This window comes from Neisseria dentiae (genome assembly GCF_014055005.1).
Lineage (GTDB): Bacteria > Pseudomonadota > Gammaproteobacteria > Burkholderiales > Neisseriaceae > Neisseria > Neisseria dentiae.
This window is the reverse complement of the sequence record NZ_CP059570.1, coordinates 1125166-1138801: the sequence shown is the minus strand read 5'-3', so window position 1 is coordinate 1138801 and position 13636 is coordinate 1125166. Positions and strand designations below refer to the sequence as shown.

Below are 13636 nucleotides of genomic sequence, written 5' to 3'. Positions count from 1 at the left end.
AAAAAATATTTGTTAATATATTTAAGAATAGGGGCGTATCGTTGGTTTTACCCTATAATCCGCGCTGCCGCCGATGGTTTATTCGGATTGAAATGAAATATGGCTGGCGTGTATCATAATTACATTTTGCTGAAGCAATCAGGACGAGACCTTTGCAAAATTTGTTGTGGCCGTCTGAAATGTCTATTTGCCGTGATACTTTTTGAATGTTGCAAAGGTTTCAGGCCGTCTGAAAGCTGTTTTCAGACGGCCCGGGCAGATTTTGGCGTGATGTTTGATTGCGGATTACGTTATTCCCGCCGGAGCAAACCGATGTGCGGGGCAGGTTCCGCCCGCTTTGCCGCCATGCGGCTTATGCGAAATCATCGGGATCCAAATTGATCGAAGCCGCATACTTTTGCAGCACCGCTTCCAAAACCTGCCGGTCGGCAGGGCGCAGTTCGCTGCGCTTGACGATATGCTCTTCGCGGTCGGTTTTCAGCGTAAGGCGTTTTTCCCGCGCCTTGAAACACAACTGCGCATAGGGCAGGCGGGCGGCTTTGCCGTTGGCGGCGGTTAGGGTGCAGCCTTCTTCGTCTAAAAAAATATGGCGGTAGTGCCGTTGCCCGGCAAACGTGATCAGCAGCGGAAACTCACTTTTTTCAAATGCTTGGAAATAAAGCGCATAGCCGAATTGCGGCTGCCGGCCGGCTTCGGCCGACAAGTATTTCTGCCTGCGCGAAATCAGATGGCTTTCGCCGTTGAACGACAACATTCCGCCCACCGGATATTGCGCTTCAAATGCCGCATCGTTCAGGTTTCCCTGCCGCGAAAACACGCCGGCGCAGCCGCTCGTGTCGGCGAAAAGCTGGGGTGCCAGCGGGTGGTTGTCGCTGTGGAACGACAGGCTGTAAGCCCCGCTGCCGCGCGTTTTTTTGCGGCTGCCGGAAACGGTTCGGAAAACCAGGAATGCGGAAACGGAAAGGATAACTGCGAGAAATACCGGATTGCCCCAAATGCCGCTCATATCGACGTTTCACCTTAAATATACGGACGGCGGCATTATAATAACGGCATTTTTATATCTCAACGGCATTGGTGCGAACGGATTTTCAGACGGCCTGAGCGGGTGGGGCAGGCTGTCTGAAAAAAGAAGAACAGTTAATGTTAAGAAAAATGGTTATGGCAAAACATTTTTTGCAGTTGTTTGGTATTTTTTTAGATAAATGCTTTTTCCGAATGCTTCTAGATTTATAAGCTCCCCTGAAAAAATATATTCTATCAATTTGCGTAATTCTATTGCTTTAAATATTAATTTTGGAAGGTTTTCTTCTGAATTGGAAATATATTGTTTATAAATCCATTCTTCGGTTATGGGTAAATGTTCGAAGAGTTTTGCCTCAATTATCAAGTTCGTATAATTAGGATAGTCGTTTTCATCTCTGAAACTGAGAGAATTAAATAAAACAAGAAAGAGAATCTCAGAAGAAATCAGACCGCGAACTAGCCCATAATATTCTTTTTTATCTGCATGGTGGATTTTTTCACTCAAACTAATCAGTTTCAATAACCGAAATAAGGTGATTAGGTATGGTTTAAATTGACTGTAACTATCAATTTTTTCTTCTACCTTATTGTTAAACTGGATATTATTTTCATGTGATATGCAACATTCAGATTCAGAGAAAATATCGATAATACTTTCATTTACTTCCTTCAATTCTGTAATCTCCAAGAGATTAAGCAATCTATTATGCTCATCTAATAACACTTTGAATAAGCTGTGAAACTCATTATTTTTCTGATTTTTATAGGTTAGAAAACTAAAGTAAATCAAACCTATGGCGGATGCAATTGTGCCTAAGGCAATCAACCAGTTTATCAAGTCATTTTCCTTTTAAATTAAAGTGTTGAAAAATTCAGCGTCATTTGTTTTTTGAAAAGTGGTAGTGAGTAATATCTACTTTGCTTTTTCAGACGGCCTTGCCGCTTTATTCCCCCGCCAGTTTCTTCAACACCGCTTTGACGGTGTGAATCCGCGTTTCCACATCGTCCGACACTGCGCCCACGCGCAGTTTGTCGGCGCCGGCCATGCGCCAGTTTTTGTTGCTCTGCATCAGCATGATGATGTCGGCGGGGTCGAGGTTGTGGTGTTTGCCGAAGGTGAGGGTAACGGCTTCGCCGGTGGCATCGATCGCATCAATGCCCATCGCTTTGGCGCTTAGGCGGATGCGGTGGCTTTCAATCAGGGTTTTTACCGGTTGCTCGGGCAGGCCGAAGCGGTCGACCAGCTCTTCGTGCACGGCGTTGATTTGGGCTTCGGTTTCGCAGGTGGCGAGGCGTTTGTATAAAACCAGCCGTTCGTGAATATCGGGGCAGTAGCTTTCGGGCAGCAGCGCGGGGCTGTGCAGTTTGATTTCGGTGGTTACGCCCAAGGGCGCGTCCAAATCGGGCTGGCGGCCTTTTTTGAGGTCGCGCACGGCCTGTTTGAGCATTTCGGTGTAGAGCGTAAAGCCGACCTGCATCATCTCGCCGCTCTGGCCTTCGCCGAGGATTTCGCCCGCGCCGCGGATTTCCAAATCCTGCATGGCCAGCGTGAAGCCTGCGCCCAGTTCGTCGGCGGCGGCGATGGCGTCGAGCCGTTTTTCCGCGTCTTTGGTGATGTATTCGGGCGTGAGCAGGTAGGCGTAGGCTTGGTGGTGGCTGCGGCCGACGCGTCCGCGCAGTTGGTGCAGTTGCGCCAAGCCGAATTTATCGGCGCGGTTGATGATGATGGTGTTGGCATTGGGAATATCGATGCCGGTTTCGATGATGGTGGAACAAAGCAACACATTGAATTTTTGCTGTAAAAAGTCGCGCATCACTTGTTCCAGCTCGCGTTCGCGCAACTGGCCGTGCGCCACGCCGATGCGGGCTTCGGGCAGCAGGGTTTCCAGCCGTTCGCGCATGTTTGCTATGGTTTCCACTTCGTTGTGCAGGAAAAAAACCTGCCCGCCGCGTTTGAGTTCGCGCAACACGGCTTCCTGCACGCTGCCTTCGCTGAACGGCTTCACGAAGGTTTTCACGGCCAAACGGCGGCTGGGCGCGGTGGTAATCAGCGAGAAATCGCGCAGGCCTTCCAGCGCCATGCTGAGCGTGCGCGGAATCGGCGTGGCGGTCATCGTGAGAATATCCACGTTGGCGCGCAGGCGTTTGAGCTGCTCTTTCTGGCGCACGCCGAAACGGTGTTCTTCGTCGATGATGACCAGGCCTAAGTTTTTGAATTGAATGTCGTCCTGCACCAGTTTGTGCGTGCCGATAACGATGTCCACCGTGCCGTCGGCCATGCCTTTGAGCGTTTCAGTGGTGGCTTTGCCGCTGTTGAAACGCGACAGACTGGCCACTTTGACAGGGAAATCGGCGAAGCGGTCGGCGAAATTCTGCGCATGTTGCTCCACCAAAAGCGTGGTCGGCGCGAGCACGGCCACCTGTTTGCCGCCCATCACGGCCACAAACGCCGCCCGCAGCGCGACTTCGGTTTTGCCGAAACCCACGTCGCCGCAAATCAGCCTGTCCATCGGCTTGCCCTGCGTCAAATCCTTGATGGTGGCGGCGATGGCGGCGGCTTGGTCTTCGGTTTCCTCGTACTCGAAGCCGTCTGAAAACGCCTGATAATCCGCTTCGTTGAACGCGAATTTGAAGCCCTCCTGCGCCGCGCGTTGGGCATACAGGTTCAGGAGTTCCGCCGCCGTGTCGCGCGCTTTTTCGGCGGCTTTGCGTTTGGCTTTCGTCCACGCGCCGCTGCCGAGTTTGTGCAGTTGTACATTTTCGTGTGCCTGACCCGAGTAGCGGCTGATTAAATGCAGCTGCGAAACCGGCACATACAATTGCGCCTCGCCCGCGTATTCGAGCAGCATCATTTCGGCAGGTTCGCCGCCCAAATCCAGCGTAACCAAACCCAAATAGCGGCCGATGCCGTGTTCTTCGTGGACGACGGGATCGCCGATGTTGATTTCGGCCAAATCGCGCAACAGGCCGTCTGAAACCTGCGCGTGTTTTTTGCGGCGCACATTGCGGCTTTTGGCGACGTATTGGTAGAGGTCGGATTCGGTGATAACGGCAATCGGTGATGTAGGTCGGGCATTGATGCCCGACGGGGTTGAGTGATCGGCATGGCCGGTGTCGTCGGGCATAAATGCCCGACCTACTGTGCCTGTCTGAAAGCCATACGCCAGCGGCGTCACCGTAATCGCCAGCGGCGCATCACTGCTTAAAAACGCCTGCCAGCCATCCACGCTTTTCGGTTTCAGGCCGTGTTGGGCGAAAAAACCGAGCATGGTTTCGCGCCGCCCCGCGCTTTCGGCGGTGAGCAGAATGCGGCCGTTAAAGGCCGTCTGAAAGTTTTGCAGCGCGGCAAGCGGCGTTTCGGACTGGCGGTTCACCGCCACATCGGGCAGCGCGTGGCGCTTGCCGTTCAAATCCGGCAGGATTTGGCCGTAGGCTTTCAGACGGCCTGCGAATTGGTCTTCGCTCAGATACAAATGCTGCGGCGGCAAAGGCGGGTAGGTTTCGTCGCCCTGCGCCATCGCAAAGCGCGATTTCACGTCCGCCCAAAAGCGCGAGGCTTCGGCGTGCACGTCGCCGATGCAGACAAACAGCGCCTCATCGCCGATATAGTCGAACACGCTGGCCAATTCGTTTTCAAAAAACAGCGGCAGATAATATTCCACCCCCGCGCCGAAATGGCCGTTGCTCACCGCCTTATACACGGCGGCGGCGTGGTGGTCGGCGTTGATTTCCTCGCGGAAACGGGCGCGGAAGATTTTTTGCGCGTCGTCGTCGGTGGGGAACTCATGCGCCGGCAACAGGCGGATTTCGGAAACCGGCGCGATGGTGCGCTGCGTATCGGGGTCGAAAGTTTTGATGCTGTCGATTTCGTCGCCGAACAAATCCAAGCGGTAGGGCAGCTCCGAACCCATCGGGAAAATATCCAAAATACCGCCGCGCATGGCGAATTCGCCCGAAGCCACCACGTTGGAAACATGGCTGTAACCCGCATCGACCAGATTGCCGCGCAAGGATTCGGCATCCAGCGTCTGCCCCGTTTTCAGCCAAAACGTGCGCCCGAGCAGAAACGACACCGGCGCGAGCTTCTGCATGGCAGTGGCCACCGGCACAATCAACACGTCGGCCAAACCGCTTTTCACCTGCCACAAGGCGGCCAAACGCTCCGACACCAAATCCTGATGCGGCGAAAAACGCTCATAGGGCAGCGTTTCCCAATCGGGCAGAAACACGGCGTTATCCTGCGGGCGGAAAAACTGCCACGCAATCTGCAGGCGCAACGCCTGCTCGACATCTTGCGTGAGAATCACTTTGAGCGGTTGTTCAGGCAGGCTTTGCGTTAACGCCCACGGCAGGCTGCCGCGGGTTAAATCCAGCCAGCGGGATTTTTGCGAAGGGGCGGGGACGGGGTGGTTCATGGTGGTATCGGCAGCAGTTTAGGCCGTCTGAAAGGTTTTCAGACGGCCTGTGGTTGAAAAGGATAGGGGGTGATTTTAACAGAACAAATAGGTAGTTAAGAAATTGAAATAAATACAAAGAATTATGTATTTGTTCACACAAATTTGTGCCTATACACAGAGCCCATAATCCTTGCTACAATTGCTTACAATGCATGACGAAAGTAAAAAGTTTGTTTAATAAAACAACCTGATTTAACAATAGGAAACATTTATGTTGAATTCAACCGCAAAAGTGGCTTTTGCTGCCTATTTGCACGATTTGGGCAAATTTGCAGAACGGGCGCGCTTGGATGTGCCGGCTGACAAGCTGCAAACCCATGTCCAACTTTATTGTCCCCGTTTGTTTGTTGACGGCAAACCGAGCCTGCAATATACGCACAAACATGCAGCCTATACCGCCTTGGCTTGGGATATTTTGGAACAGCACGTGCCGGATTTGGTTTGCGGCGATATGTATCCGTTTGCCGACAGGGTGCAAGGGGCGGATAAAACCGACTCCCTGCTCAATGCCTCCGCCATGCACCACAAGCCGGAAACCTTTCTGCAATGGATTATTGCCACTGCCGACCGGGTGGCTTCGGGCTTTGAACGGGAAACGTTCGAACGCTACAACCAAAGCGACGATACCGCACCGGACAACGGTAACCGGCAAACCGGTAAAAACCACTATCAGGCGCGCCTGTTAACATTGTTTGAACAAATCGCCGTTCACAGGCCGGCCAAGCCTTTGGGTAATGCCGATTTGGATTATTGCTATCCGCTCAAAGCCTTGTCGCCCGAATCAATTTTTCCGCAAAAGCGCGAAACGGGCGAGCCGGGCGACAACCAACGGGCGCAGGCAGAATATCAGGATTTGTGGCAAGAATTTTTGCAGGCATTGGAGGCCATCCCGGCTTCACACCGCCAAAACTGGGATTTATGGCTGGATCATTTCGATACCCTGTGGCAAACCTTCACCCATGCCATTCCTGCCGTAACCGCTTTCGATGTGAAGCCCGAAGTGTCTTTATACGACCACAGCAAAACCACGGCCGCACTGGCCGCCGCTTTGTGGCGCTGGCATGAAGCAAACGGGCAAACCGGTGATGAGGCAGCGCAGGCATTGAAAAGCCGCAGCGATTGGGATGAGCAGAAAATCCTGCTGATTCAGGGCGATTTTTTCGGCATTCAGAATTTTATTTTTGCTTCAGGCAGCCAAACCAACAAACGCGCCGCCAAGTTATTGCGCGGCCGCTCGTTTCAAGTGTCGCTGTTTGCCGAATTGGCGGCATTAAAAGTGTTGCGTGCCTGCGGCTTGCCGTCGGTTTCGCAGATTTTAAATGCCGCCGGCAAATTCATGATTGTGGCCCCCAATACCGCAGACGTACGCGCAGCGGTGGAAGCGGTGAAAGCCGAAATCAACGATTGGTTTATCCGGCACAGCTTCGGTCAAGTGGCCATGGGCTTATCGGCGCAGGCAGCAAGCTGTAACGATTTCACCGATAAAGAACGTTTTGCCGCGTTGGTCAAACAATCGTTTGCGGTGTTGGAACGAGCTAAGCTGCAACGCTTTAACCTGACCGCAGGCGCTCCGACCGTGTTAAACGCGGATTACGGCCAATGCGCCGCCGGCAGCGTGTGCAGCTACAACCAGCAGTTGCCCGCAGAAATCGAGGCAGACGGCAGGGCGGCGGCACGCTTGTCGCAAGACCAGATTACCTTGGGCAATCTGCTGGCCAAGCAAAACCGCATTCTTATTTTGCAAGACGGGGCAAGCGTCTATTCCGGCAGCGATACCGTCAAGCTGCGCCTGCCTGTGTTCGGTTTGCACATCGCCTTTACTGACGAAGAAGACATTAGTGGCAAATTCGGCACGCAGGCGGCCGACGGCACTTTATGGCGTTTTTGGGATTTCAGCCTGCCCAAGCAGCTTGGCGGCAGCGTTTGGAACGGCTATGCCCGTCGTTACATCAATGCTTATGTGCCCCATTTCAGCAACGGCGATGAATGGATGCAGGAAAAATACAGCCCTGTGCGTGAGGAAGAAGACCCAAACGAAATCCAAACCGGACAGCCGAAGACCTTTAACCATTTGGCCTGTGAAGACAGAACCGGTAAAGACGGGCGGCAGTTTATCGGCAAAGTAGCCATCGCCGCCTTAAAAGGCGATGTCGATAATCTCGGCACCATCTTCCAGAAAGGTTTGCAGGCACCTACTTTTGCCAAGATGGCGGCACTTTCCCGCCAGATGAACCACTTTTTCAGCTTATGGCTGCCTGCTTATTGTGCCGGACATTATCCGAACACCTATACCGTATTTGCCGGCGGCGATGATTTCTTTCTCATCGGCCCGTGGTTGCAAACGCAAAAATTGGCTGCCGATATGCGGGAGGCGTTTGGCCGTTATGTGGCCGGCAATGAGGAAATCAGCTTCAGCGCCGGTATTTACATCACCAAGCCCGGCCTGCCTTTGGGCAGATTATCTGCCGGAGCTGAAGAAGCTTTGGACGCAGCCAAAGGCGTATCCCACCCGCAATACGGGCAGAAAAACAGCCTCTGCGTTTACGGCACCAGTGTTTCATGGCATGAATGGTCCGCGATTGAAGCCGCAGCGGTAAGAATCGGTGAATTAAAAGATGCTTACGGATTAAGTACCGGTTTTATCTACGATATGTTGCAGTTCTGCGAAGCAGCGGGCCGGGAGCGAAACGGCGATATTGCCGCCGGTATGTGGCGCAGCCGCATGGCCTACCGCATCCGCCGTTATGTGAACGACAACAAAAAAATCAGCAGCAAAAACAATGCTTACGCCCAATTGACCGAAGCATTTTATCAAAACGGCATCGAGCGTTTGGAAGCGAAATACCGTATTCCTTTGTTTAATCATTTCTACTTGTTAAGGGCAAAATAATGGACTTGAACCGAATCAAATTAAATACCGAGCAGTTGCCGGTGGATATTTTCAGTACCGTGGCGCAAGAGGCGGCGGAGCATATCCAGCCGCAGCCCAATGAAAGAGGGCGGACAGCCGATACCAATAAATCCACCCAATTGCGCAAGTTTTACGACGAATTGGCCATGTGGCACGACAAGGTTTTTCAGGCAGCCGACCGTGCGGGCGAATACCAAAAAGCCGCACCGTTTATCCAGATGCTGAAAGCCAAGGCTGCTTATGCCCAAGGGCGTGGTCATGTTGATAAACATTTTGTCGAAATGTTCAACCGCATCATCGGCGAGATCAACAGCGCAGACAGCTTAAAAAACGCCAAACTCTTTTTCGAAGCCGTATTGGGTTTCCGCAAAGCCCACGAAGCCAAATAATTCAGGAGAACAACATGAAATTAGCAAACATTCATATTTTGGAAGCCAAGCTGGTGTTGCAAACCGGTTTGCATATCGGCGCGGGCGACAGCGAAATCCATATCGGCGGCATCGACAACAGCGTGATCAAACATCCGGTGAGCGGCGAGCCGTATATTCCCGGCAGCAGCATCAAAGGCAAAATCCGCAGCCTTTTGGAATGGAAAAGCGGTGTGGTGCAGGAAGCACCGCTGGGCAAGCGTGAATACGAAACCGCACAAGGGGCGGAGAAAACCGCCGTCAAACACATTTTGCAGCTGTTCGGCATCAGCGGCGACAGCCAAAGCGAAGCCTTGCAACAGGAAATCGGCCACACCCGGGTTTCATTTTGGGATTGCAGCCTGAATCAAGACTATGCAAAACGTTTGCGCAACGACAATCTGCTGTTTACTGAAGTGAAAAGCGAAAACCGTATTAACCGCATTGCCGGCACGGCAGAACATCCCCGCCAAACCGAACGCGTGCCCGCCGGTGCCGAATTCGATTTCAAATTAACGGTAAAAGAATTCGACGGTGACGAAAAAGCCCTGTTGGATACCCTGCTGCAAGGCTTAAAACTGCTCGAGTGGGACAGCCTCGGCGGCTCCGGCTCACGCGGTTACGGCAAAGTGAAATTCGAAGCCGTGTGCCTGAACGGAGAATCGATAGACGATCGTTTCAACACCATCCAACCCTTTGCGAAATAACGCCTATGCAAGCCTATAAACTGATCCTGCGCCCCGAAACCGCTTTCGGCACACCCTTGGTGGGCGACACACTGTTCGGCCAAATCTGCTGGGGCATCGTCGAGCAATACGGCACGGAAACACTAAAAAACTGCCTGCAAGGCTACACCGAAAACCGCCCCTTCCTGGTGGTTTCCGATGCCTTCCCCGAAGGCTTCCTGCCCTTGCCTGCATTGCCGTCCGACTATTGGCAGGAAGGAGCGGAAACCGACCGCAAAAAGCTGAAGAAAAAACAATGGCTGCCTGAAAGCGCATTGGGCAGCGACAGCCGCCTGTGGCAGCAGCAAGCCCTCAGCAGCGCCGACATCAGCCCGAATCTGGTGGGCAGCCACCGCCAGCCGCACAACAGCCTCAACCGCCAAACCCACACCACCGGTGCCGGCGGCCAGTTTGCACCGCACGAAAGCGAACAGATTTGGTATGGCAGCGGCAGCCTTTGGACGGTTTACTGCCTGTTGGATGAAGGCCGTCTGAAAAAAGAGCAGTTGCAGCAGGTTCTAGAAAATACCGGCCGAAGCGGTTACGGGCGCGACGCTTCAGCCGGTTTGGGAAAATTCAGCCTTGAAGCCTTTGAAGAGAGCGATTTGTTCCAATGCCATGCGGCCGGCAACGCCGTGTTCACCTTGGCCGCCTCTTGCCCGCAAGGCTTGGGCTACAACCCTGAGCGCAGCTACTACCACACCCAAACCCGCTTCGGTCGGCACGGCAATATCCAGGCACGCAGCAGCCGGCCGTTTAAACAGCCGGTGCTGATGGCGCAAACCGGCGCTGTGTTCAGCGGCACTGCGGCGGGCAGCCCCTATATCGGGCAGGGCATCGGCGGTGTTTCTCTCAGCCAGCCGCAAGCCGTGCACCAAGGTTATGCCCCCGCCTTGTTTTTTGATTTGAATACCGAAGCATTGAATTAAACCCCGCCGCCGTTTTCAGACGGCCGAAACGGAGCGCAGCATGAGCCAAGCTTTTTTAACCCCTTACCGCCTGTTTCTTACCCCGCTCTCGCCCATCCATTTGGGCAGCGGGGAAGACTACGAGCCGACCAACTATGTGATTTCAGACGGCGTACTCTACGCCTTTGATCCAGCCCAAGCTGCGTTAAACCCGCAGCAGCGCAGCGAATTGCAGGAAGCCGCCCAATCGGGAAAAATCGACCGCATCCAGCAATATTTCGACAAACACGCCCAAACCTTTGCCGACAGCGCCTATAAAGCCGTAGCGGTCAGCACAGCATTGGAAAACGAATATAAAGAGCGCATCGGTAAGGTAGCCAATCGTGAAACCGGCGGCAAAAATGTGTATAACCGTTTGGATATCGAGCGCACCATCGTCAACCCGATTACCCACCAGCCCTATATCCCCGGCAGCGCCTTCAAAGGCTGTTTGCGCACCGCTCTGTTGGAGCGCATGGTAGGCAAACACGCTCCGCAGCCGAAACCGACTTCACGCGATGCCGGCCGTTTTGAAAGCAACTATTTGGGCAGCTTCGCTTCAGACGGCCTGCGTCTGTTGAAAACCGCCGATTTTATGCCCGCCGGTGATGTGGCCACCCAAATCCAATACGCCACCAACCACAAAAAGAAAAGAGTAGTGAAAGACGGCAACACCGTTGAAGCCAAAGGCGCAACCGGACGGCGGGAAACCATCCAGCACGGCCAATACCGCGCCTTTGCCGCCACCTGCACCATCCAGCATTTATTGCTGCAACACCATCCGCATATCAAGCAGCCGCAAAAAAGCCTGCCTGAAAACCGCGTACAGCCCGAAAACCTGCAACAACTCGCCATCGATGCCAACCGCTACCACATCAAGCGCTTTGAGCAGGAATGCAGCCAATTAGAAGAACGCAACCTGATTGCCCCCGATTGGCTCCGGCATACCCGCAACCTGCTGGCGCAATTAACACCGCAACTGCAAAAAGGCAGCATGATGCTGGTGCGTTTGGGCAAACACGGCGGTGCCGAAAGCAAAACCATTGATGGTTTGGCACAGATCAAAATCATGCAGGGCAAAGGGCAGAAACCCGTTTTCGAACCCAAAACCAAAACCGTGTGGCTGGCCGCCCAATCCGCAGCCGAAACCCACGGCCTGCTGCCTTTCGGCTGGGCATTAATCGAAATCGACCCGCCAAGCGACAACCACGCCCTGCAACAATGGTGCGAACACAACAGCAGCCATTTGGCCGCCATCCGCGGCACCCAAGCCGCATTGGCCGAACGCAGGCAACAGGCCGCCGCCGCTGCTGCCGAGCTTCAGGCACAAGCACAGGCCGCCGAGCAGGAACGCATCGCCCAAGAGCAGCGCGAAGCCGCCGAGGCCGAGCGCCGCCAAACCGAGCTGGCCGCCATGAGCCCCGCCGAACGGCTGATTGCAGAATGGCTGGAACAATTGGCTGCCTTTGTTTACGACCCACGCAACCAGCAGGCTCACACCGAGCTCTATCAAAGCCTGTTGGCCGCGCTAAAGCAAGCCGCCGAAACCTTCGTCGCCGCCGAGCAGAAAACAGTTGCCGAAGCACTCAGCTTCAAAACCATGCAGGAAGTCCAGCCCAGCCTATTTGTCGGCAAGCGCGAAAAAGAAATCAAAGCCGTATTGCGCCGCTTGCGCGGCGAATAAAGCAAGCTCGGTTCTCGTTGGGAGAATGGGACGCAAGGCTACCTGAAACCTGATAGATAAACCAAATAAGGAACTGAACACCATGCACCACCAAGCCCTCAAGCTGCCCGCCGAGCTGCCCATCGCGCGCTACCGCCTCGACTTCACCCTCGAGAGCGAATTGCGGCTGCCCGAATATGCAGGCTCCACCCTGCGCGGCGTGTTCGGCCATGCCCTGCGCCGCGCCGCCTGCATGACCCGGCAGAAAGAATGCGGCGGTTGCCCCCTGCAAGAAAGCTGCCCTTACACCCGCCTGTTCGCCCCGGCCGCCGACGAACGGCTCAGCAGCAGCTTCAGGCAAACCCCGCCGCAGCCCTATATCATCGAAGCACCCGAAAACAAACAAACCGGTTACGATAAAGGCGAAACCTTTTCATTCGAAATGGTGCTGCTAGGCCGCGCCCGCCACCAGCTGCCGCTGATTGCCCATAGTTTCAAGCAGGCGTTCCAACACGGCGTAGGCCCCGCCAAAGGGCAGGGCATATTAAGCAATATCGCCGTCGAAACCCCGCATGGCTGGCAGAATATCTTTTCAGACGGCCATATCCAACCCCACCCGAACACCCTGATACTGCCCAAGAGCTATCCCGAAGCCTGCACCCTGCATATCCGCACCCCGCTCAGGCTGCAAAGCCAAGGCAGCGTGCTGGGCATCCACCGCATACAGGCAGGCATACTGCTGCGCCAACTGATGCGCCGCACCTCGGCTATCGCCACCCGCCATTGGGAAGCCCCCATCGAAGCCGATTTCGGCAAACTGGCCGCCGCCGCCGACCGCATACCCAACCATGCCAAGCTGCAATGGCAGGATTGGACGCGCTATTCCAACCGCCAGCAGCAGAAAATGACCTTGGGCGGCATTACCGGCACTTGGCGGTTCGACCATTTGCCTTTATCATTTGCCCAATTGCTGCATATCGGCCAATGGCTGCATATCGGCAAAGAAACCGTATTCGGCTTAGGCCGTTACACGTTGGCAGAGGTTAAATAATGATTAGCTTTGTAAAGAAGAGATTTGTTGGAAAACCCCTTTTCAACCGATTGATTTTGAAAGTGAAAGTTGCTGTCTGCTGGACACAAAAAAGCCCCATCAACACGGGGATTGAGAGTTACGAATAGTCAGTAATTGTTCAACTTGCTGCAGGACACAAAAAAGCCCCATCAACACGGGGATTGAGAGTTCTGCCTGCAAAGACAATTCTTCGAGAATTTCTGGACACAAAAAAGCCCCATCAACACGGGGATTGAGACCTTTGGCCACTTCCAGCATATCGTTGACGGTCTGTGGACACAAAAAAGCCCCATCAACACGGGGATTGAGACTTTTTTGCCTTTGTTTTTACTGCGCTTTTTTCGGACACAAAAAAGCCCCATCAACACGGGGATTGAGACTGATGTAGTTCGGTCGGGTGAGCAGCGCCCATTTGACACAAAAAAGCC

The 13636-nt window shown here is 53.8% G+C and carries 9 protein-coding genes and 1 CRISPR repeat array (1 of these 10 cut by a window edge); of the genes, 6 read left to right on the top strand and 3 right to left on the bottom strand.

Going from position 1 to position 13636, the window contains the following annotated elements:
* Positions 1–352: 352 nt before the first annotated feature.
* From H3L92_RS05380 to mfd, 3 genes are all read right to left on the bottom strand, one after another.
* Complete coding sequence (locus tag H3L92_RS05380) at positions 353–1006, bottom strand: hypothetical protein (protein WP_085364811.1); 654 nt, start codon at positions 1004–1006, stop codon at positions 353–355.
* Positions 1007–1159: 153 nt separating this feature from the next.
* Complete coding sequence (locus H3L92_RS05375; protein WP_245945472.1) at positions 1160–1864, bottom strand: putative phage abortive infection protein; 705 nt, start codon at positions 1862–1864, stop codon at positions 1160–1162.
* A 106-nt stretch (positions 1865–1970) separates the two neighbouring features.
* Positions 1971–5441, bottom strand: coding sequence for a transcription-repair coupling factor (gene mfd, locus H3L92_RS05370; protein WP_085364812.1), 3471 nt, complete (start codon positions 5439–5441; stop codon positions 1971–1973).
* A 253-nt stretch (positions 5442–5694) separates the two neighbouring features.
* On the opposite strand from mfd, the gene cas10 reads away from it, so the two are divergent.
* From cas10 to cas6, 6 genes are all read left to right on the top strand, one after another.
* On the top strand, positions 5695–8373 hold the full coding sequence (gene cas10 / locus H3L92_RS05365; RefSeq protein WP_085364813.1) for a type III-A CRISPR-associated protein Cas10/Csm1: 2679 nt from the start codon (positions 5695–5697) through the stop codon (positions 8371–8373).
* On the top strand, positions 8373–8783 hold the full coding sequence (gene csm2 / locus H3L92_RS05360; protein ID WP_211276401.1) for a type III-A CRISPR-associated protein Csm2: 411 nt from the start codon (positions 8373–8375) through the stop codon (positions 8781–8783). Before cas10 ends, csm2 begins: the two co-directional genes overlap by 1 nt.
* A gap of 14 nt (positions 8784–8797) precedes the next feature.
* Entirely contained in the window at positions 8798–9508 is a 711-nt protein-coding gene (gene csm3, locus H3L92_RS05355) for a type III-A CRISPR-associated RAMP protein Csm3 (protein ID WP_085364815.1), read from the top strand.
* Between the two features lie 5 nt (positions 9509–9513).
* Positions 9514–10455: a type III-A CRISPR-associated RAMP protein Csm4 gene (gene csm4 / locus H3L92_RS05350; RefSeq protein WP_085364816.1), complete on the top strand. Its 942-nt coding sequence runs from the start codon at positions 9514–9516 to the stop codon at positions 10453–10455.
* A 40-nt stretch (positions 10456–10495) separates the two neighbouring features.
* Positions 10496–12157 (top strand): type III-A CRISPR-associated RAMP protein Csm5, encoded by a 1662-nt coding sequence (gene csm5 / locus H3L92_RS05345; RefSeq protein ID WP_085364817.1) that lies wholly within the window; start codon positions 10496–10498, stop codon positions 12155–12157.
* A gap of 82 nt (positions 12158–12239) precedes the next feature.
* Positions 12240–13187 carry a CRISPR system precrRNA processing endoribonuclease RAMP protein Cas6 gene (gene cas6 / locus H3L92_RS05340; RefSeq protein ID WP_115336319.1) on the top strand — a complete coding sequence of 316 codons (948 nt, stop codon included), beginning with the start codon at positions 12240–12242 and terminating at the stop codon, positions 13185–13187.
* Between the two features lie 82 nt (positions 13188–13269).
* Positions 13270–13636: direct repeats of the CRISPR family, unit length 32 nt; unit sequence GACACAAAAAAGCCCCATCAACACGGGGATTG; it runs 18 nt beyond the window's last position.